The sequence below is a fragment of the Leeia speluncae genome (assembly GCF_020564625.1).
Classification (GTDB): domain Bacteria; phylum Pseudomonadota; class Gammaproteobacteria; order Burkholderiales; family Leeiaceae; genus Leeia; species Leeia speluncae.
Genome location: NZ_JAJBZT010000001.1, coordinates 39837 through 59706 on the forward strand (window position 1 = coordinate 39837; position 19870 = coordinate 59706).

Below are 19870 nucleotides of genomic sequence, written 5' to 3' on the forward strand. Positions count from 1 at the left end.
GAGGGCGGAACCCTCTTTGTATGTCGGTGCTTAGTTTGCTCCGCAGCACTTTTTGTATTTTTTACCACTACCGCAAGAGCATGGATCATTTCTACCCGGTTCTACTGCTGCACGAATCGGTGTGGATGAAAGCTGGGTTGCAAGGGTGTTGGCAAGTTGGAGTTGGCCGTTTGCATCACTTCTCCAGTAACGATATAGAGAAAGTAATAATGCAGGCAATTGCGCAATACGGCGTTTGCGAGCTTTTGGAGTGAGCTCGTCTAACTCGTCATTCCCGGCAAGCTCAACAATTGGAATCAATAGTGGTTCCAACATTTCTTCGTGCTGTTCATTGCTGAACCACGATTTTTCGCAAAGTTCTAAACCAAGTAAAAAGCCAGATGCCCACCATTCGCCATCTTGTGGCGCATCTTCATCATCAGCCGCGCTCTCGTTCCACTCGTCAACTAACGGTAAGTATGCATCCGCTTCATCTGCTACTGCCGAATGAATTTGTCGCGCAATATCCGCGTAATGGCGGCGAAGTAGACCAGTAATTTCAGCTTCTTCATTTGCATCTTTAAATTGTGGCTCATCTCCTTCACCCCAAATAACTGGGATGTAAGTTTCGTGAGAAACCACTTCTGGTCCAACATTTAATGCGCAATAAAATCCATCCACTGCTTCAATCGGTAGGCAGTTTTCTGGCGTGGCATCAGATTGTAAAAAGACTTCTAGTCTTGCTAATTCTTCTTCGCTCAATAGGGAAGTATTGGTTGTATCGGTCATGCAGATTCCTGGTCATGCTTAAATTGTTCGCAAAAGCGTAGTTCCGTTGGGTACGGATAAAAATCGTCTAGTAAGCCATCAATGATACGTTGTTTTTTGCCCTGCCAAAATTTTGCACTTAATAAATCTCGGTGGTGCTTTAGAAAAACTTGTCGTACTTCGGCATTACCCAGCAAAAAGCGGCCAAACTCTTCTGGGAAAACATCATTTCTGGCAACTGAGAACCATGGTTCGCTGGCCATTTCCATTTCTGGATGTGGTGCTTCTGGGATTTCCCGGAAGTTACAATCCGTCATGTATTCAATTTCATCATAGTCATAAAAAATCACTCGACCATAACGTGTGACACCAAAGTTTTTATACAGCATATCACCCGGGAAAATGTTGGCTGTTGCTAGATCTTTGATGGCGTTTCCATAGTCAATCACCGCTTCTTCACGTTGTTCGGGGGTTGAAGCCATTAAATACAGGTTGAGCGGGATCATGCGGCGCTCAATATACACGTGTTTGATAATTAATGTATCGCCTTCTTCTTCAATGACAGAAGCTGCATGTTCTCTTAGCTCTGCTAGCAACTCAGGGTCGATCCTATCTGCTGGAAAGGCGACATCCGAAAACTCTAAGGTATCAGCCATTCGGCCAACACGATCATGCTGGCGAACTAGTTGATATTTGTACTTTACCGTTGCGCGGTCAATTTCTTTGGGGGGCGCAAAACGATCTTTAATAATCTTAAATACAAATGGATAAGAGGGGAGGGTGAATACCAACATCACCATCCCTTTAATACCCGGCGCGATAATAAAGTTGTCGTCCGAATGACGAAGGTGCGTCATCAGATCTCGGTAAAAGCTGGTCTTCCCCTGTTTGACCAAGCCTAGCATCGTATACAGCTCGGATCTTGGTTTATTTGGCATCATGTTACGCAGGAATTGTACATAACCAGATGGCACTTCCATGTCCACCATAAAGTAGGCGCGAGAGAGCGAGAACAAAACCGAAATCCGCCAACTGTCTAAGATGATGCAGTCTAGATAAAGTTTTCCATTCGCATCGTGTAAAACCGGGATGGCAAAAGGATATTCTTGGTTGCCATTGATTGCTCGACCAATGATATAAGCTGCTTTGTTTCGATAAAATGCCGAATAGAGCACCTGAATTTGAAGGTTTACTTCGGCCTCTGGCCAACCATTTAGCTGTTTTTCAACGGCTTGCATGACATAGTCGACATCTCGGTCTAAATCCGCAAATGGTCTATTCCAACCAAAATCCTCAACGATTTTTTTGATGGTACTGCGCATGCCCCGTTCTTTTGGGTAATAGCTAGTATAGGTGGGAGGGACGGACTGTATGTATTCCGTGCTAATGGTTGGGCGTACAAAAATAAAATCGTTATGGAAGTAGTTGCGGTGCAGAATTTTGCAAAAAACAGAGTTAAAAAAAGTTTCTGCTAACTCTGGTTGCTTGTGGTCAACTAGCATCCCAATAAAGAATAGTTTTGCTTGCGCCCATGTTTCATCATCTACGGCTTGGGCATTGAACTCTGCGTGTAAGCGTTCTACCGTTTCATGTACACGTTCGGTGTAAGAGGTAATCCGATCGCGGTTTACTTTTTGAGAGCCATGCCAGTCACCTGCTTCAAAACAGGTTTTTGCTCCTCGGCAGACCTCTCTGAAAATAGTGTAATGGCGATTAAAACCATCAATCAACGCGTTAGCGATGGAATGGGCAACAGAACTACGTTTGGGATCGAGTGGATTCATGATGAGTGCTCACCTGAATGGCAAAAGTGTCCGGTTTGATCGAAATAGTTATTTTTTTATTGTTCAATTGGCACACCACTAAATAGTGTGCCAATGAATCTTTACATGATAATACCACCACCCAAGCATTCTTCGCCTCGATAAAGCACGATGGATTGACCGGGTGTAACCGCCCATTGCGCATCTTCAAAATGCACAGTCATCGTTTCCCCATCAATACGAACAATTTCACAAGCGGCATCTTGTTGGCGATACCTAGTTTTGGCGGCTAGTTTTTCACCTGCTTTGGGTGGTTCGACAGTCCAAGTGAGATCCGTAGCGCTTAAGTCGTTGCTTAGCAGTAGTGGGTGATCATGTCCTTGTACAACGATTAAGGTGTTGTTTGGAATGTCTTTCTGAGCAACAAACCAAGGTGTGCCATCTCCCGTTTTATCTCCGCCAATACCTAGTCCCTTACGTTGACCTAATGTGTAATACATTAGGCCCATATGTTCACCCACTTTGCGACCTTCCGGCGTTTTCATCGGTCCAGGGGTCTTGGGGAGGTATCGATTTAAGAACTCTCTAAATGGTCTTTCGCCGATAAAGCAGATGCCTGTACTGTCCTTTTTTGTCGCGTTCGGCAGTCCAATTTTGGCTGCAATTTCACGTACTTCTGTTTTATGCATGCCACCTAGCGGCATGAGTGCACGTCTAAGTTGATGTTGTTGAAGGCGATACAAGAAGTAGCTTTGGTCTTTGCCCGGGTCAACCCCTTTCAAAAGGCGCGAAACATTCTCTTCATGTACTACTTGTGCGTAATGACCGGTCGCAATGTAGCTCGCGCCTTGCTCAATCGCGTGATCTAAAAATGCCTTGAATTTAATTTCGGCATTACATAGCACATCAGGATTTGGTGTTCTACCTGCTTCATATTCGCGAAGAAAGTAAGAGAAAACGCGGTCTTTGTATTCTTTTGCAAAGTTAACTAGATCAATATCAATACCAACAACGTCAGATACTGCGATGGCATCTCTCGAGTCTTCTTTGATAGAGCAATACTCATCGTCATTGTCATCTTCCCAGTTTTGCATAAAGATGCCATGCACCTCATGCCCCTGAGATTTTAAAAGCCAAGCGGTAACAGAGGAATCAACCCCTCCTGACATTCCAACAACGATTTTATCTGTCATGATATTTCTAAAAAAATAAATAATTACTATATTGCGGGGCTATCACCAATTGGGTGCTCGCTACACGCTTTTTTACAATGGAGCCTACATTAATTGTTAGGAGCCTGTGCTAACGCTGCATTTTCATTTGCTTGGCTTTTAACATAAATGCCATCGCTACCCAACTCTTCAGGTAAAACGCCTGCTTGCCATGCTGCCAATGGGAAAATAGCTGCTGGTTCGCCATTATCAAAGAACCAATCATCGACAACGTAAGTTTCACGCGTAATCGTGTCTTCAATACTCGCAGAGCGATGGTAGTTAAATAAAAGAGGGGCTCTTTCTACAAAATGCAAGATGTTGTGAAATTTTAACCAATGCATTTTTTCCATTAACTGGAGGTAGCTGGTGTTACTTGCTGCGTGGTCATAACAATCCATTTTACCATCTAGCGTAGATTCATCCCCACCATTTCCACCTTTGTCGTTGCGGATGGGGGTTTGTTTTCCTGCAATTCCGGCTAGTTCGCCAATCGTGAGCGCAATGGCCAAGCGCTCAGTTTTAGGATTGCTGACATACTGAAATCGTCGTCCCATGCGCTCTAAATCTGCATTGCTAATGTTCACAAGCGCATGTGTTTTACAGCCATAGTTGTAGCAGATATCGACTGTTTCATCTGCTTTAGCGAGCGCTCCCCAGCCTAATAGTAGCAGGGGAAGTAAGCGCTTTATAGCTAACGCACGCGTCATGGTTAATCTCTAAGAATGGATAGTGGATAACGATGCCCAGCTAAGTAATCCTCAATGCAGGTTAGCACTAAGTGACTTCTTAATTTGGATTGGTTGAGCATCACTTCTTCCTTTGTCAGCCACAACGCACGAATAATTCCCTTGTCTAGTTGGTAGCCAGTTAGTGGTTGTTCTTCCACTGTCCCAATAAAAGCAAAGCGTAGATAGGTTAAGTCTTTTTCAGGTACAGGTAGACGATAAATGCCACTCATCGCTTCTGGTGTAAACACATAAGCGGTTTCTTCTAATGTTTCTCTAATTGCTGCATCAATCAGCTTTTCGCCGTCTTCCAAGTGGCCTGCTGGCTGGTTGAGACGAATGCCCGCTGCTGTCTCTTCTTCCACTAGTAGAAACTTGCCCTGTCTTTCGATGACTGCTGCCACCGTGACGTTTGGTTTCCAAATCATTCTTCTTACCTTTGTTTATCTGCGTAGGTGTTTTTTTACGTGCTGTCGCACTTTGCGGTGGCATATCTACAATTAATGCGCGTTGGTCACCCGGTAATAATCCATCTAAACGCCAGTCACCAATTTGAATACGAATTAAGCGCAGGGTAGGTAAGCCAACTTTTGCTGTCATGCGTCTAACCTGTCGATTTTTACCTTCGTGAATGGTTAACGCTATCCAGCTATCTGGCACACTCTTACGTTCTCGAATCGGTGGATTTCTATCCCAAATTGCTGGTGGTTCTATTCTGATTGCAGTTGCCGGTTTGGTAACAAAATCGCCTAGGTCTAATCCATTTTCCAACTGTTGTAATTGTGCATCGGTTGGAATGCCTTCCACTTGTACCCAGTACGTTTTTGGCAGTTTATTCTCGGGGTCTGTAATTCGGTGATTCAGTGGACCGTTGTCTGTTAGTAGCAACAGACCTTCACTATCTGTGTCTAGCCTTCCTGCCGCATAAACGTCTGGAACTTTAATATAGTCTGCCAATGTTTGATGTTTAGGGTGAGGGCTAAATTGGCAGATCACCCCATAGGGTTTATTCAGCAGAATGAGAGCGGGCATATCGATAGGTATCTAATAAAAAATAGTAGTTAGCATGCTATAAAAACTAGCAGCCAATCGCATTTTACCGGATAATAGATATGTTCTGCTGCTCACAACAAATGTTTCCGCTTTTGTTGTATTTAACACGAGCAGTGATAAGAACCTCCCGCACTCACGGTAAGAACATCAAAATTAAGTCACCAGGTGTAGAGGGTAAGCCCCTTTTTGGTGGCAATACTGCCATCTACCTGGCCGAGAACGTGCAGGGAGTCCTTGACTAACCACACGATGGAGTAGGCATGAGTTCTCAATCCCACATTACGGTTCCTGCTGGCGGCCAGAAAATTGTTCCTGGTCAACCAATTCCGAACAACCCAATTATCCCTTTCATCGAAGGTGATGGTATCGGTGTAGATATCACCCCTGTGATGAAAAAAGTAGTGGATGCTGCGGTTGAAAAGGCTTACGGCGGCGAGAAGAAGATTCACTGGATGGAAGTATTTGCCGGTGAAAAATCAACTCAGTTGTATGGCCCAGACGTTTGGCTACCTGCAGAAACCTTCCAAGCACTGAAAGATTATTCAGTGTCTATCAAAGGCCCAATGACTACCCCTGTGGGCGGTGGTATTCGTTCATTGAACGTTGCATTGCGCCAAGAGTTGGATCTTTACCAGTGCGTGCGTCCAGTTCGCTACTTCAAAGGTGTTCCATCACCATTGAAACAGCCAGAATTGACCGACATGGTTATCTTCCGTGAAAACACAGAAGACATCTACGCAGGTATCGAATGGCAAGCTGAATCTGAGTCTGCAAAGAAAGTGATCGCTTTCTTGCAAAATGAAATGGGCGTGAAAAAAATCCGCTTCCCAGAAACTTCTGGTATCGGTATCAAGCCTGTTTCTCGCGAAGGTACAGAGCGTCTTGTTCGTGCAGCGATCCAATACGCGATTGAAAATGACCGTAAGAGCGTGACGATTGTTCACAAAGGCAACATCATGAAGTTCACCGAAGGTGGATTCCGTGACTGGGCTTACAACCTTGCAAAAACTGAGTTTGGCGCAGAGTTGATCGATGGCGGCCCATGGTGCAAATTCAAAAACCCAACAACTGGCCGCGAGATCATTGTGAAGGATGCAATTGCAGATGCATTCTTACAACAAATCTTGCTACGTCCAGCAGAGTACGATGTAGTGGCAACATTGAACCTAAACGGTGACTATGTTTCTGACGCGTTGGCTGCTCAAGTGGGTGGTATTGGTATTGCTCCAGGCGCAAACATTTCTGACTCTTACGCTGTATTTGAAGCTACTCACGGTACCGCACCGAAGTATGCTGGTCAGGACAAAGTTAACCCTGGTTCGTTGATTCTTTCTGCTGAAATGATGCTTCGCCATCTAGGCTGGAAAGAAGCTGCTGATCTAGTGATTAACAGTATGGAAGCGGCAATTGCTGATAAGCAAGTAACTTATGACTTTGCACGTCTAATGGACGGCGCAAACGAAGTAAGTTGCTCTGCGTTTGGCGATGCAATGATTGCACGTATGTAATCTATTGCCTTGTGCAAAAAAAGAGCCACCTTCGGGTGGCTTTTTTTATTGTTTAATTCGGCACGCACTGCTTCACTGGCTACACTGCTAGATTGTGAAGCGGGATAGGGTGGGAATGCATTAGCGTTCTGTTTTCGGCGCTAGGCAAGCATTGCTAATGCTTGTGATGCGTAGCAATAAAAAAACCCGCTTTTCAGCGGGTTTTAGTCATCAAACTTTGTAATAAATTACGCAGCTTGGATGTTTGCAGCTTGCTTGCCTTTAGGGCCAGTAGTTACGTCGAAACTAACTTTCTGACCTTCTTTCAAGGTTTTGAAGCCTTGCATATTGATCGCAGAGAAGTGCGCGAATAGATCTTCGCCACCATCATCTGGAGTAATAAAGCCAAAACCTTTGGAATCGTTGAACCATTTAACGGTACCAGTTGCCATCTTAATGATGCTCCATCTTACAAACTAATGTTACGGTGTTACAGACTATTATTGCCTGCGCTTACGGTTTGTGTTTCAAGGGCGCGACTGGCAAACCGGTACAACATCTCTTGAAAGCGCAAACTAGTTCCTCATTAAGCGGTATTTCTTTTCTGAAGTCAAGTGCATAAATCGTACTATTTCAGGAAAAATGCATAAACTTGCAAAAAAACCTGTTTGAACTCACTTTTATTGATCAAAAACGACGAAAAAAAGTAGATTGTTAGTACGTTAATTTTTTATCTGTCATTTTTTGTGCAACACATCAAAATAGGGTAGGCAACAACGAAGAAACGCGCTAAATTTAGATGGCGTGCAAAAAATATCTGCATGTAAATTGCGTAAGCAAATTGGATGATAGTTAGGCATATTAGGAAAATGCCTCCTATACTTAAATCAGCAAAGACTAATAAGAAAATTTAACCATGAGCAGTAAATCCAAGGAACTACTTGAAACCAAAGATGACGTAACTAGAGCAGTGCCTCCGCCTTTTTGGAAAGTGGTATTGTTAAATGATGATTACACACCGATGGAATTTGTAGTTCAGGTGCTGCAGCATTTTTTTCATATGGACAGCGAACGCGCAACCCAAGTCATGTTGATGGTGCATCATCAAGGTAAGGGAATCTGTGGTACTTTTACCAAAGATATTGCGGAAACCAAAGTCCAGCAAGTTAGACAGTTTGCTAAAGAGCATCAGCATCCCCTGCAATGCGTGATGGAGGAAAATTAAGATGATCGCGCAAGATTTGGAAGTTACATTGCACATGGCCTTTGTAGAGGCTCGTCAGAAGCGTCATGAATATATTGGCGTGGAACATCTGTTACTGGCTCTACTAGATAATCCTGCGTCTCAGGAGGTGTTAAAAGCTTGCGCTGTGAACATGGATGCTTTGCGTAAGCAGTTGACTGACTTTATTCAGGAAAACTCTCCAGTCGTTCCAGGAACAGATGAAATTGATACTCAGCCGACCCTAGGGTTCCAGCGAGTGATTCAGCGTGCCATTTTGCACGTGCAATCGTCTGGTAAAAAAGAGGTGACTGGTGCAAACGTGCTAGTTGCTATCTTTGGCGAAAAAGATTCTCACGCGGTCTATTACCTTCACCAGCAAGGGGTGACACGCCTTGATGTGGTGAACTTTATCTCTCATGGTATTAAAAAGACCGCAGATCAGTCTGCTCCAAAAGAGCAGCAAGAAAGTGAAGTGGAACAAGAGTCAGGTAGTGGCTCTGCGCTTGAAAACTATACGCTTAATCTAAACGAACGTGCGTTGACGGGCAAAATTGATCCGCTCATTGGCCGCGATCATGAGCTTGAGCGTGTGGTTCAGATTCTATGTCGCCGCCGTAAGAATAACCCGCTGCTAGTAGGCGAGGCAGGTGTGGGTAAAACGGCTATCGCTGAAGGTCTGGCGCGTCGGATCGTGGAAGGTAACGTACCTGAAATTTTGGCAAACGCGACTATTTATTCGTTGGATATGGGCGCGCTGTTGGCCGGTACAAAATATCGTGGCGACTTCGAGCAGCGTTTGAAAGCTGTGCTGAAACAATTAATGGATAAACCGGACAATATCCTGTTTATTGATGAGATTCATACGCTAATTGGAGCGGGAGCTGCTTCTGGCGGTACGCTAGATGCAAGTAACTTGCTAAAACCAGCTTTGGGTAATGGTTCTCTAAAATGTATTGGCGCAACTACCTTTACCGAATATCGTGGAGTATTCGAAAAAGACAATGCATTGTCTCGTCGCTTCCAAAAAGTGGATGTGAATGAGCCAACCATTGAGCAGACAGTACAAATTCTTCGTGGTCTGAAGAGTCGGTTTGAAGAGCACCATGGTATCAAGTACTCACCATCAGCCCTTACCTCTGCCGCTGAACTATCGGCGAAGTACATTAATGACCGTCATTTGCCAGATAAAGCGATTGATGTGATTGATGAGGCTGGTGCTGCTCAAAAAATTCTGCCGAAGTCTCGTCAGAAGAAAACGATCACAAAGCATGAAATCGAAGAGATCATTGCAAAGATTGCGCGTATTCCACCAAAAACCGTTTCTGCAGATGATCGTAATGCATTGAAAACGCTAGATCGTGATCTGAAGAATGTGGTGTTTGGCCAAGATAAGGCCATTGAGGCGTTGGCTGGTGCGATTAAAATGGCGCGTTCTGGCTTGGGCAATCCGCAAAAGCCAATTGGTTCTTTCCTCTTCTCCGGCCCTACAGGGGTGGGTAAAACAGAGGTGGCGCGTCAATTGGCGTATACCCTTGGCATTGAGTTGATTCGCTTTGATATGTCTGAGTACATGGAGCGTCATGCGGTTAGCCGTTTAATCGGAGCACCTCCAGGTTATGTAGGATTTGAACAAGGTGGTTTATTAACCGAAGCCATTACAAAGCATCCATTTAGTGTGTTGCTATTAGATGAAATTGAAAAAGCACATCCAGATATTTATAACGTGCTATTGCAGGTGATGGATCATGGCACGCTAACGGATAACAATGGTCGTAAAGCAGATTTCCGCAATGTCATTATTATCCTGACCACCAATACCGGTGCAGAAATATTGAATAAAGCGACCATTGGCTTTACTTCTACACGTGAAGTAGGGGATGAAATGGCAGAGATTAAACGCCAATTCACACCTGAGTTCCGTAACCGTCTGGATGCAATTATTTCGTTTACAGCACTCAATGAAGAAATCATTCTGCGTGTGGTTGATAAGTTCTTGATGCAACTAGAAGCACAATTGCACGAGAAAAAAGTCGAGGCGCATTACACAGATGCATTGCGTAAGTATCTAGCGAAGAAAGGCTTTGACCCATTAATGGGGGCAAGACCGATGTCTCGTTTGATTCAAGATACGATCCGCAAAGCATTGGCCGATGAATTACTGTTTGGTCGATTGTCTGAAGGTGGGCATGTCACGATTGATGTAGTGGATGATCAAGTAACACTCAGTTTTGACGAAGTAGAAACGGCTGATATTAGTCACTAATTCAACTGTAAAGCAAAAAGCCCGGAAGCGTAACTTCCGGGCTTTTTTGTTTTTATTTGCCAGCCACACGTGGGATGGCAGGCAAATAATGGTTACGATGGTTTACGGAAAACAAGGTGATCATCAACACCAACATCGACAATGATCGTGTCTTTTGCCGCGAATTGACCTGCCAAAATTTGCTTTGCCAGTGGGTTTTCAATTTGCTGCTGAATGGCACGTTTAAGCGGTCTTGCACCATACACAGGGTCAAACCCGGCTTCACTAATTAAGGCAAGTGCTTCTGGAGTGAAGGCTAGCCCCATTTCCATGGCTGCTAAGCGTTTTTCCAATGATTGCATCTGAATCTTGGCAATATTTTGGATATGTTCTTTACCTAGTGAGTGGAAGACGACCACTTCATCGATCCGGTTAATGAATTCTGGGCGGAAGTGTAATTTCACTTCTCCCATCACCGCTTCTTTGACGCTTTGATAGTCTTCACCTGCCATTAGCTGAATGTGCTGAGAGCCAAGGTTCGAGGTCATCACTACCACGGTGTTTTTGAAGTCGACCGTTCTACCTTGCCCATCCGTTAAACGGCCATCATCTAATACTTGCAACAGAATGTTGAACACATCTGGATGCGCTTTTTCCACCTCATCTAATAAGATCACGCTATAAGGCTTGCGACGAACCGCTTCCGTGAGTGTGCCGCCTTCTTCGTAGCCGACATATCCAGGAGGTGCGCCAACTAAACGAGAGACGCTGTGTTTCTCCATGAATTCACTCATGTCGATACGGATGAGGTGTTCTTGGCTGTCGAATAAAAACTCCGCCAGTGTTTTACATAACTCGGTTTTACCCACGCCAGTTGGTCCAAGGAACAAGAATGAGCCATATGGGCGGTTCGGGTCAGACAAACCAGAGCGTGAGCGACGAATCGCATCGGCCACAAGGGTGACTGCCTCATCTTGCCCCACCACACGCTGGTGTAGTTTATCTTCCATGGCTAATAGTTTGTCTCGTTCACCTTGCATCATTTTAGCAACAGGGATGCCCGTTGCACGGCTAACCACTTCGGCAATTTCTTCCGCGCCGACTTGGGTGCGAACGAGTTGATTCTTTTTCTGTGTACCTTCAGCTGCTTCGGCCTGTTTAAGCTGCGCTTCTAGTTGTGGCAATTTTCCATATTGAATCTCACTCATTTTCTGCCAGTCGCCTTTACGGCGTGCGGCATCCATTTCTGCCTTTGCTTTTTCGACTTCTTCTTTTACTGCTTGCGAACCAACTACTTGCGCTTTTTCTGCTTTCCAGATTTCTTCTAAGTCATTGTATTCACGTTGTAAGCGGGTGATTTCCTCTTCTATTAAGCCAAGACGCTTTTGAGAGGCTTCATCTTTCTCTTTTTTCACCGCTTCGCGTTCAATTTTTAGTTGAATCAAGCGACGATCTAATTTGTCCATTGATTCTGGTTTGGAATCAATTTCCATCTTGATACGGGCAGCAGCTTCATCAATCAGATCAATCGCTTTGTCTGGTAAGAAGCGATCAGTAATGTATCGATGAGATAACTCAGCGGCAGCGACAATGGCGGGATCGGTAATATCGACACCATGGTGGATTTCATATTTTTCTTGCAGGCCGCGTAGAATTGCAATGGTATCTTCAACGCTTGGCTCAGAAACCAATACCTTCTGGAACCGTCTTTCTAGCGCGGCATCCTTTTCAATGTACTGGCGATACTCATCTAATGTGGTCGCGCCAATGCAATGTAGTTCTCCACGTGCTAGCGCTGGTTTTAGCATGTTACCCGCATCCATTGCGCCTTCCGCTTTGCCTGCGCCTACCATTGTGTGAATTTCATCAATAAACAAGATGGTATTGCCTTCATCCTTGGCTAGATCATTTAGCACAGATTTTAGGCGTTCTTCAAAGTCGCCACGGTATTTTGCTCCGGCCAATAATGCGGCAAGGTCTAAAACCAATAGTCGTTTAGATTTGAGTGATTCTGGCACTTCCTCATTCACGATCCGCTGTGCCAAGCCTTCTACAATCGCGGTTTTACCGACGCCTGGTTCACCAATTAATACAGGATTATTCTTGGTGCGGCGTTGTAGTACCTGGATAGCTCTACGGATTTCATCATCTCGTCCAATCACAGGGTCTAGCTTGCCTTGGCGTGCACGTTCTGTCAGATCTAAAGTGTACTTTGCCAAAGCTTCGCGGTTTGATTCCGCATCTTGGCTATTGACTTGATCTGAACCGCGAATGGCTTCAATCGCCGCTTCAATAGCAGACTTTACGCCTCCATTGGATTTAAGCAGCTTTCCGGTTTCACCTTTGTCATCTAGCAAAGCAAGGATGAACATCTCGCTAGCGATAAATTGATCGCCACGCTTCATTGCCGCTTTATCCGTTAGGTTAAGCAAGTTGCCAAGGTCGCGAGACACGGTGATTTCGCCACCATTGCCTTCTACTGTTGGTAGACGCTCGATTGAGGAGGCCAATTCTCTTTGTAGCGCAGCGGTATTGACGCCAGCTTTTGCTAATAAGCCTTGAATGCCCGCTTCACGGTCTTGAAGCATGGCAAGTAATAAGTGTTGTGGTTCGATAAAACCGGCATCATTTGCCAAAGCCAAACTCTGTGCGTCTGCAAATGCTTGTTGAAATTTAGTTGTTAGTTTGTCAAAGCGCATGGTTCATACTCCTTGTTAATCTCTTTGAATTACATATCGGGATGTACCAAAGAATTTTCAACAGGGGGAAGTTGACTATTCTCAAAAGTTCTTCAAAGAAGCTTCCTAAACGGGATGAACATCGGTTGTGATAAAATAGCTGCAACTATATGGATGTACTCGAATGACCCAAATACCCGAAATTAAGCCGCAGCAATCGATTGAGCTACTAAAAGCGCTACATATCTTAACGCGTGACGGAAAGCTTAATCAGGACACCCGTCGAAAGTTAAAGCAGGTTTATCACCTGTATCAATTCATTGAGCCGCTCATGGCGGATGTGCTCAACGAACGGCAAACGGTTGTGTTGGCAGATCATGGGGCAGGGAAGTCTTACCTTGGGTTTATTCTTTATGATTTATTTCTAAAAGATAAACCGCTTGGCCATGTGTACGGCATTGAGACTCGCCCAGAGCTGGTTGAGCGTTCTGTGGAGTTGGCAAACCGACTTGGGTTTGATCGCATGGGGTTCTTGAACTTATCGGTTGAAGAGTCGATTACTTCTACAGATTTACCTGCTCAAGTCGACATTATCACCGCCTTACATGCATGTAATACGGCGACGGATGATGCCATTCGCTTTGCATTGGCGAAAGAGGCGAAATACATTGTGTTAGTACCTTGTTGCCAGGCAGAGATGGCAGGAGTATTAAGACAGAAGAAAAATGAGACCTTTGGTAAAACACCGCTTTCTGAAATTTGGCGCCACCCGATTCACACCAGAGAATTTGGTAGCCATTTGACCAATGTTTTACGTTGTTTGTTACTAGAGTCAAAAGGCTATCAGGTAACGGTAACCGAGCTGGTTGGCTGGGAGCATTCAATGAAAAATGAATTAATCATCGCTAAAAAAACCAACAGCGGTAAAGCCAGTGCCAGACAAAGGCAAGAAGCGATCATTGAAGAAATGAACCTAGGTGAACTTCGAGATAGGTTTATTTACTAAGCCGAGTAGCAAAATGAATAAAACGGTGACCTTGCTCGTCTGTGTGAATCAGCGCCTAACAGACCAAAAACCTAGCTGTGGAGCGAGCGGAAGTAAAGCGCTTTTGGCTGCACTCAAACCTTTGGTGAAAGAACATGGTTTGAATGTTGGACCGATCTCTTGCTTAGGCTTATGTGAGAAAGGACCCAATGTCAGGTTGGTGCCTGCTGGCCCCGTTTTTCATCATGTTACTCCAGAAAAATTAAATGCCTTAGTTGTAAAGGCTGTTGAATTTAAAGAAAACTTAGAAAAGCCAGACTAAGTTGTATTGCGTAGCTAAAGGACACTGAATTCATGAGTTATCACCTCCCCCCATTGCATCTGATTGCCGTCCAGGTTGGTCTAGCGCTAGCTGAGGATATTGGTCAAGCGGATTGGACTGCGATGCTTATTCCAGAAGGGCGTCAAGGGGTTGCCTCCGTGATTGTTCGTGAAGAGGCGGTGATTTGTGGTCAAGTATGGTTTGATGCCTGCTGCCAACAGGTTGATCCTGAAATTTCGGTTAAGTGGTGTGTGGCAGAGGGTGAAAAGGTTGCCCCTGAAACCTTAATTTGTGAATTAACGGGGCCTGCAAGATCATTACTAACTGCAGAGAGAAGTGCGCTTAACTTCCTGCAAACTTTATCGGGCGTAGCGACAGAGGTCCGTCGATATGCAGATTTGGTTGCCCATTTGCCTGTGAAGGTGATGGATACGCGTAAAACACTCCCTGGTTTGCGTTTGGCGCAGAAATATGCCGTAAGAGTTGGTGGCGGAGTCAATCAACGTGTCGGTTTGTACGATGGTATTTTGATTAAAGAAAATCACATTATGGCCGCTGGCTCAATTGCTGCTGCAGTGAAGGCCGCCCAAGAGTTAAATGCAGGTGTATCGATTCAAGTGGAAGTCGAAACCCTTGATGAATTAAACGAAGCCTTAGCGGCTGGCGTGAAGTTAATCTTGTTGGATAACATGACGCTAGAGCAGATGAAAGAGGCTGTTCGTGTAACAAACGGACGTGCCCAATTAGAAGCATCTGGTAATGCAACGATCGATAAACTAGTGAGGTTAGCCGAAACCGGTGTGGATCGTATCTCTATTGGTGCATTAACCAAACACGTACGCGCAACCGATTTCTCGATGAGATTTCAGTCCAAGTAATCTATTGCACGTTAAATCGTGAATACAAAAAAGCCAGCTAGAAGCTGGCTTTTTCTTAGACCAAAGAGGCTAGTTAGGCATCTTAGTGATGATGGTCGTGGTTAGGGTCGTGTGCGTGACCGTGCTCTAACTCATCTTTCGTTGCATCACGAACTTCAACCACTTTTGCTTTGAAGCGTAGTGTTTTGCCTGCTAGTGGATGGTTGCCATCAAGCACAACTTGTTTGTTTTCGATAGAAACAACAGTGAAAACCATTAGTTCGCCGGTTTCATCATCGTCAGCTTCAAACATCATGCCAACTTCGATATCTTCTGGGAACAAGTCAGCTGGTTCGCGACGGATCAAGGTCTCGTCGTATTCACCAAATGCGAATTCTGGCACCATGGTCACGTCAATATCGTCACCAACGGTTTTGCCGTGAAGGGCTTCTTCTACTTGAGGGAAAATGCCATCATAACCACCGTGTAGATAAACCATCGGTGTTTCGCTAGCATCTAGTAACTCATCTTGTGCGTCAAACATTTCATAGCTCAGAGAAACGACGCTGTCTTTTTTGATCTGCATTCCAAATCCTTAATAACGGTTTTGATGGAGAAAGTCTCCTCAACAACTTGAATCGCAAACCGTGTTCGTCCGGAAGTGCAGCGTAGTAAAGACCTAAACATCTGGCTTTGCCGTCGAACGGAGTCAATTCAAATAAGATGGTACACATTACACTTTAACATGTGATGACAAAATGTAGGCAAACCAACTGCCGCTATTTTAGCCTAAATCAAGCGGTTTTCTCCTCAAAAATATATAATTGATGCATGAATACACAAAATTTATCTCCTATTCCCGCGCTTGATCAGCCACTAGATTTGCTTGGTGGATTAACGGTTAGGCAATTTTTAGACGAATACTGGCAAAAGAAACCGCTATACATTCCTAATGCGATTGCCGGCTTTGAGGATCTTGTCACCTTTGAGCAATTGGTTCAGTTTGCCGCGCAAGACGATGTTATCTCTCGCTTGGTGACCCACAAGGGCGATGACTGGCAATTAGCTCATGGGCCGCTTGCCAAAAAGCAATTTGCTAAATTGCCAAAATCAGACTGGGCAATGTTAGTGCAAAACCTCAATCACTTATTGCCAGAAGCGAATGCTTTATTGCAAAGGTTTAACTTTATTCCCTATGCACGACTTGATGACTTAATGATTAGTTGGGCGCCAACAGGTGGTGGAGTAGGGCCTCATTTCGATAGCTATGATGTGTTTTTACTACAAGGTAGCGGCGAAAAGCGCTGGCAAATCAGTAGTAACTGTGACAAGGCGTTAATTCCGGATATTCCGCTCAGAATCTTGTCTAACTTTACACATGAACATGAGTGGACATTAAAAGCTGGCGATATGCTTTATCTACCACCGCATTGTGCTCACTATGGCACTCAGTTATCCCCTGGAACGACTTATTCGATTGGATTTAGAACCCCAAGCCATCAAGAATTAGCCACAGAATTTTTAATGTATGCGGCAGATAACTTAAAGATGGAGGGCATGTATGCTGATCCTGACCTAAAGCCACAAACTAACCCAGGTCAAATTGGGGATGAAATGATTGCTAAGTGCCGACATATCCTTTCTCAAATTCAGTGGGATGACGTAGTGATTGGTCAGTTTTTAAGCGGCTATTTGTCCGAACCTAAGCAGCACGTGTGGTTTGAAGAGCCAGAATATGCATTAGAAGAAGATGAATTTGCCGAAGCGCTACAAGCCAATGGCTTGGTTCTCAATGAAAAAAGCACTTGCTTGTATTTTGGTGATGTCGCTAGCTTTAATGGCGAGCCTGTACCGGATGATTTTTCGGCATTAGATGCATTGCATCAAATGGCGGATCGCCGAGGCTTGCCACCGGCAGAATATGATGAACTATTCATTAGCTGGTTGCATGAACTCTATTTGAATGGATGGGTACACATCAATGACGAATGATGCCGCATCTGGGGGTATGGCAACACGTGTTTTAACCACTAGCTATGGTGAGTTAGATGATGCGATGTTGTCGATACTTACCCATGCTAGGCAGCATATCAAAATCTTAAGTATGGCTTGGGATTATCCCCTTTTAGAGCGGAAATCCTTTGCTGATGCGCTAGAAAACTATCTGCGGGCTTCAAGGCTCCACCTTTGCCAGATTGTATTGATGGATGCGACTTCTGCTGAAAGAAATGCGGAAAGATTAAAGCGATTGGTCCGCTTATTTTCTGATCAATTGCAAGTGCATACACCAGGAAGGCAATTAGCAAATATTCAAGACAATTTTATCTTGGTTGATGGCGCTCATTTAGTAAGACAACTGCATTACGCCCAACCGCGTACAGTTGCTATTGGGAATGATAAAAAAGCGGTTAAACCGTATGAATTAGCATTCGAGACGCTTTGGGAGTCATCACATGTAGCTATTCATGCAACAGTGTTGGGTCTATGACAAAGTTTTTAAAAAAAGCTATTTTCTTTTTCAGTAACCATGGTAGAATTCGCCAGTCGATCGGCACTGTTGCTGGTGAAATATCTATTGCTAAACTGGGTACGGTCGCTTTTGTCCAATCCGATTTTGTTCGTAACTAGACTAAGGGTATTCAAATGAAACTATCCGTTATCGTAGCCGCTTTGTTGGCCGCACTTGCTTTGGCAGCTTGCAAAAAAGAAGAGCCAGCTTCTGAAGCTCCAGCTTCTGAAGTAGTAGCTTCTGAAGCTCCAGCATCTGAAGCACCAGCTTCTGAAGCACCAGCATCTGAAGCTCCAGCTTCTGAAGCAGCTGCATCTGAAGCACCAGCATCTAACTAATTTTAGTTAGTTGTCTGTAAAAAAGCCGGCCGTATGGTCGGCTTTTTGTTTTTGATGTTTAATTATTTGTATTTTATTTGTAATTCTTGCTAGATTATTTTGGTCGGCGCTTTAATTTAAATATCATTAAATTTCTAATTAAATCATTCATATAGATGCAAAAAAGCCGATTAAATAACCGGCTTTTTGTTAGTGAATACCTGATGCGTTAAATGCCTAGTTGATCCCATATTTCATCTATGTGTTTTTTTATTTCCGGCTTCATTATGATGGGGGTTCCCCACTCTCTAAATGTTTCTCCTGGCCATTTGTTTGTGGCATCTAACCCCATCTTACTGCCAAGTCCTGAGACTGGGCTCGCAAAGTCAAGATAGTCAATTGGTGTGTGGTCAACTAGGGTGGTATCTCTAGATGGGTCCATGCGTGTGGTAATTGCCCACATCACTTCTTTCCAGTCTCGTGTGTTTACATCGTCATCAACTACCACGATAAATTTTGTATACATAAACTGGCGTAAATAACTCCAGATACCAAACATCACTCTTTTTGCATGTCCAGGGTATTGTTTCTTAATTGAAACAACCGCCATTCGGTAAGAGCAGCCTTCTGGCGGCAGATAAAAATCTACAATTTCTGGAAATTGCTTTTGTAAAATGGGTACAAAGACTTCGTTTAGCGCAACACCAAGCACGGCGGGTTCATCGGGCGGTTTACCCGTGTAAGTACTGTGATAAATTGGGTTTTCACGCATGGTGATGCGATCTATTGTAAATACCGGGAAACGATCTTGCTCATTGTAGTAACCCGTGTGATCACCATATGGCCCTTCTAGTGCAGATTCAAAGCCACTTGCATCATTGGCATCAGGATAAATATGGCCTTCTAATACAATTTCTGCATTAGCCGGAACTTGTAGTTCGCTGCCAATGCATTTAACGAGTTCTGTCTTGCTTCCACGTAATAGTCCAGCAAATTGGTATTCGGATAAAGTATCCGGCACCGGGGTCACTGCGCCTAAAATGGTAGCGGGGTCACAACCTAGCACAACAGCAACAGGGTAGGGTGTGTTTGGAAATTGTTTGGCGTGCTCTCTAAAATCTAATGCACCACCTCTGTGAGCAAGCCAACGCATGATAACTTTATTTTTATCAATGACTTGTTGACGATAAATACCTAGGTTTTGGCGTTTTTTATTTGGACCTTTGGTAACGACCAATCCCCATGTGATCAACGGGGCGATATCGCCTGGCCAACAGTGCTGAATGGGAATGTCATTTAAATCAACATCATTACCTTCCAGCACAATCTCTTGGCAGGCGCCTTTTCGAAGCACTTTCGGTGCCATATTCCATACTTGCTTCAAAATAGGGAGTTTTTCCCATGCGTCTTTCAGGCCTTTTGGAGGTTCTGGTTCTTTTAGGTAGGCAAGTAGTTTGCCAATTTCTCTTAGAGAGCTAACTGACTCCGCGCCCATTCCCATGGCCACCCGCTTTGGCGTGCCAAATAAGTTGGTTAGAACGGGCATGGATGGTTTGCCGTTCTTGGTAATATGTGTGGGATTTGTAAAGAGTAAGGCAGGTCCTTCATGTCTCAGAACTCGGTCCGAAATTTCGGTCATTTCTAGGTTAGGAGACACCGGATGGCTGATTCGTTTTAATTCACCCTGTGCTTCAAGCTGCTTCATGAAGTCTCTTAGATCATGGTATTGCATGTAGCAATCTTTCT

The 19870-nt window shown here is 44.4% G+C and carries 18 protein-coding genes and 1 pseudogene; 9 read left to right on the forward strand and 10 right to left on the reverse strand.

Features of this window, described 5'->3' with window-relative positions; translation table 11 throughout:
• Positions 1-30 precede the first annotated feature (30 nt).
• The 6 genes and pseudogenes from LIN78_RS00165 to LIN78_RS00190 all read right to left on the reverse strand — a co-directional run.
• The gene (locus LIN78_RS00165; RefSeq protein ID WP_227177316.1) at positions 31-768 is read right to left on the reverse strand and encodes a UPF0149 family protein; all 738 of its coding nucleotides are present in this window, start codon (positions 766-768) and stop codon (positions 31-33) included.
• Positions 765-2531, reverse strand: coding sequence for a bifunctional isocitrate dehydrogenase kinase/phosphatase (aceK, locus tag LIN78_RS00170; protein ID WP_227177317.1), 1767 nt, complete (start codon positions 2529-2531; stop codon positions 765-767). The genes LIN78_RS00165 and aceK overlap by 4 nt, the downstream gene beginning before the upstream one ends.
• A 101-nt stretch (positions 2532-2632) precedes the next feature.
• On the reverse strand, positions 2633-3703 hold the full coding sequence (mnmA, locus tag LIN78_RS00175; RefSeq protein WP_227177318.1) for a tRNA 2-thiouridine(34) synthase MnmA: 1071 nt from the start codon (positions 3701-3703) through the stop codon (positions 2633-2635).
• An 89-nt stretch (positions 3704-3792) separates the two neighbouring features.
• A complete protein-coding gene (locus tag LIN78_RS00180) occupies positions 3793-4431 on the reverse strand; it encodes a hypothetical protein (protein WP_227177319.1) in 639 nt (212 codons plus the stop codon).
• A gap of 2 nt (positions 4432-4433) precedes the next feature.
• Positions 4434-4877: an NUDIX hydrolase gene (locus tag LIN78_RS00185; RefSeq protein ID WP_227177320.1), complete on the reverse strand. Its 444-nt coding sequence runs from the start codon at positions 4875-4877 to the stop codon at positions 4434-4436.
• 58 nt (positions 4878-4935) lie between these two features.
• A pseudogene (locus tag LIN78_RS00190) lies at positions 4936-5481 on the reverse strand (rRNA large subunit pseudouridine synthase E); the annotation flags it as partial.
• Between the two features lie 281 nt (positions 5482-5762).
• Between LIN78_RS00190 and icd the strand changes: the two are divergent.
• Entirely contained in the window at positions 5763-7010 is a 1248-nt protein-coding gene (gene icd / locus LIN78_RS00195) for an NADP-dependent isocitrate dehydrogenase (protein ID WP_227177321.1), read from the forward strand.
• Between the two features lie 227 nt (positions 7011-7237).
• Here icd and LIN78_RS00200 read toward each other — a convergent pair whose 3' ends face one another.
• Entirely contained in the window at positions 7238-7441 is a 204-nt protein-coding gene (locus LIN78_RS00200) for a cold-shock protein (protein ID WP_227177322.1), read from the reverse strand.
• Between the two features lie 464 nt (positions 7442-7905).
• On the opposite strand from LIN78_RS00200, the gene clpS reads away from it, so the two are divergent.
• Together clpS and clpA are read left to right on the forward strand one after the other, a co-directional pair.
• Positions 7906-8214 (forward strand): ATP-dependent Clp protease adapter ClpS, encoded by a 309-nt coding sequence (gene clpS / locus LIN78_RS00205; protein WP_227177323.1) that lies wholly within the window; start codon positions 7906-7908, stop codon positions 8212-8214.
• Between the two features lies 1 nt (position 8215).
• On the forward strand, positions 8216-10477 hold the full coding sequence (gene clpA / locus LIN78_RS00210; protein ID WP_227177324.1) for an ATP-dependent Clp protease ATP-binding subunit ClpA: 2262 nt from the start codon (positions 8216-8218) through the stop codon (positions 10475-10477).
• A gap of 92 nt (positions 10478-10569) precedes the next feature.
• Here clpA and clpB read toward each other — a convergent pair whose 3' ends face one another.
• Positions 10570-13155: an ATP-dependent chaperone ClpB gene (clpB, locus tag LIN78_RS00215; RefSeq protein WP_227177325.1), complete on the reverse strand. Its 2586-nt coding sequence runs from the start codon at positions 13153-13155 to the stop codon at positions 10570-10572.
• A 163-nt stretch (positions 13156-13318) separates the two neighbouring features.
• Between clpB and LIN78_RS00220 the strand changes: the two genes are divergently transcribed.
• From LIN78_RS00220 to nadC, 3 genes are read left to right on the forward strand one after another with little or no spacing between them, the layout of a single operon-like run.
• Entirely contained in the window at positions 13319-14140 is an 822-nt protein-coding gene (locus LIN78_RS00220; protein WP_227177326.1) for a class I SAM-dependent methyltransferase, read from the forward strand.
• A gap of 13 nt (positions 14141-14153) precedes the next feature.
• Positions 14154-14441 (forward strand): (2Fe-2S) ferredoxin domain-containing protein, encoded by a 288-nt coding sequence (locus LIN78_RS00225; RefSeq protein ID WP_227177327.1) that lies wholly within the window; start codon positions 14154-14156, stop codon positions 14439-14441.
• A 32-nt stretch (positions 14442-14473) separates the two neighbouring features.
• Entirely contained in the window at positions 14474-15319 is an 846-nt protein-coding gene (nadC, locus tag LIN78_RS00230) for a carboxylating nicotinate-nucleotide diphosphorylase (protein WP_227177328.1), read from the forward strand.
• 82 nt (positions 15320-15401) lie between these two features.
• Here the strand turns inward: nadC and LIN78_RS00235 are convergent, their stop codons facing one another.
• Positions 15402-15884: an FKBP-type peptidyl-prolyl cis-trans isomerase gene (locus LIN78_RS00235; RefSeq protein ID WP_227177329.1), complete on the reverse strand. Its 483-nt coding sequence runs from the start codon at positions 15882-15884 to the stop codon at positions 15402-15404.
• 245 nt (positions 15885-16129) lie between these two features.
• Here LIN78_RS00235 and LIN78_RS00240 point away from each other — a divergent pair, with 245 nt between their 5' ends.
• From LIN78_RS00240 to LIN78_RS00250, 3 genes are all read left to right on the forward strand, one after another.
• On the forward strand, positions 16130-17290 hold the full coding sequence (locus LIN78_RS00240; protein ID WP_227177330.1) for a cupin domain-containing protein: 1161 nt from the start codon (positions 16130-16132) through the stop codon (positions 17288-17290).
• Positions 17280-17786: a DUF7931 domain-containing protein gene (locus tag LIN78_RS00245; RefSeq protein ID WP_227177331.1), complete on the forward strand. Its 507-nt coding sequence runs from the start codon at positions 17280-17282 to the stop codon at positions 17784-17786. The genes LIN78_RS00240 and LIN78_RS00245 overlap by 11 nt, the downstream gene beginning before the upstream one ends.
• 155 nt (positions 17787-17941) lie before the next feature.
• The gene (locus LIN78_RS00250) at positions 17942-18145 is read left to right on the forward strand and encodes a hypothetical protein (protein WP_227177332.1); all 204 of its coding nucleotides are present in this window, start codon (positions 17942-17944) and stop codon (positions 18143-18145) included.
• Between the two features lie 208 nt (positions 18146-18353).
• Here the strand turns inward: LIN78_RS00250 and ubiD are convergent, their stop codons facing one another.
• Positions 18354-19856, reverse strand: coding sequence for a 4-hydroxy-3-polyprenylbenzoate decarboxylase (gene ubiD, locus LIN78_RS00255; RefSeq protein ID WP_227177333.1), 1503 nt, complete (start codon positions 19854-19856; stop codon positions 18354-18356).
• Between the last annotated feature and the right edge of the window lie 14 nt (positions 19857-19870).

Bases quoted from the DNA above. Each gene is read 5' to 3' on its own strand.
- LIN78_RS00165 (WP_227177316.1), bottom strand. From the start codon at position 768: ATGACCGATACAACCAATACTTCCCTATTGAGCGAAGAAGAATTAGCA.
- aceK (WP_227177317.1), bottom strand. From the start codon at position 2,531: ATGAATCCACTCGATCCCAAACGTAGTTCTGTTGCCCATTCCATCGCT.
- mnmA (WP_227177318.1), bottom strand. From the start codon at position 3,703: ATGACAGATAAAATCGTTGTTGGAATGTCAGGAGGGGTTGATTCCTCT.
- LIN78_RS00180 (WP_227177319.1), bottom strand. From the start codon at position 4,431: ATGACGCGTGCGTTAGCTATAAAGCGCTTACTTCCCCTGCTACTATTA.
- LIN78_RS00185 (WP_227177320.1), bottom strand. From the start codon at position 4,877: ATGATTTGGAAACCAAACGTCACGGTGGCAGCAGTCATCGAAAGACAG.
- icd (WP_227177321.1), top strand. From the start codon at position 5,763: ATGAGTTCTCAATCCCACATTACGGTTCCTGCTGGCGGCCAGAAAATT.
- LIN78_RS00200 (WP_227177322.1), bottom strand. From the start codon at position 7,441: ATGGCAACTGGTACCGTTAAATGGTTCAACGATTCCAAAGGTTTTGGC.
- clpS (WP_227177323.1), top strand. From the start codon at position 7,906: ATGAGCAGTAAATCCAAGGAACTACTTGAAACCAAAGATGACGTAACT.
- clpA (WP_227177324.1), top strand. From the start codon at position 8,216: ATGATCGCGCAAGATTTGGAAGTTACATTGCACATGGCCTTTGTAGAG.
- clpB (WP_227177325.1), bottom strand. From the start codon at position 13,155: ATGCGCTTTGACAAACTAACAACTAAATTTCAACAAGCATTTGCAGAC.
- LIN78_RS00220 (WP_227177326.1), top strand. From the start codon at position 13,319: ATGACCCAAATACCCGAAATTAAGCCGCAGCAATCGATTGAGCTACTA.
- LIN78_RS00225 (WP_227177327.1), top strand. From the start codon at position 14,154: ATGAATAAAACGGTGACCTTGCTCGTCTGTGTGAATCAGCGCCTAACA.
- nadC (WP_227177328.1), top strand. From the start codon at position 14,474: ATGAGTTATCACCTCCCCCCATTGCATCTGATTGCCGTCCAGGTTGGT.
- LIN78_RS00235 (WP_227177329.1), bottom strand. From the start codon at position 15,884: ATGCAGATCAAAAAAGACAGCGTCGTTTCTCTGAGCTATGAAATGTTT.
- LIN78_RS00240 (WP_227177330.1), top strand. From the start codon at position 16,130: ATGAATACACAAAATTTATCTCCTATTCCCGCGCTTGATCAGCCACTA.
- LIN78_RS00245 (WP_227177331.1), top strand. From the start codon at position 17,280: ATGACGAATGATGCCGCATCTGGGGGTATGGCAACACGTGTTTTAACC.
- LIN78_RS00250 (WP_227177332.1), top strand. From the start codon at position 17,942: ATGAAACTATCCGTTATCGTAGCCGCTTTGTTGGCCGCACTTGCTTTG.
- ubiD (WP_227177333.1), bottom strand. From the start codon at position 19,856: ATGCAATACCATGATCTAAGAGACTTCATGAAGCAGCTTGAAGCACAG.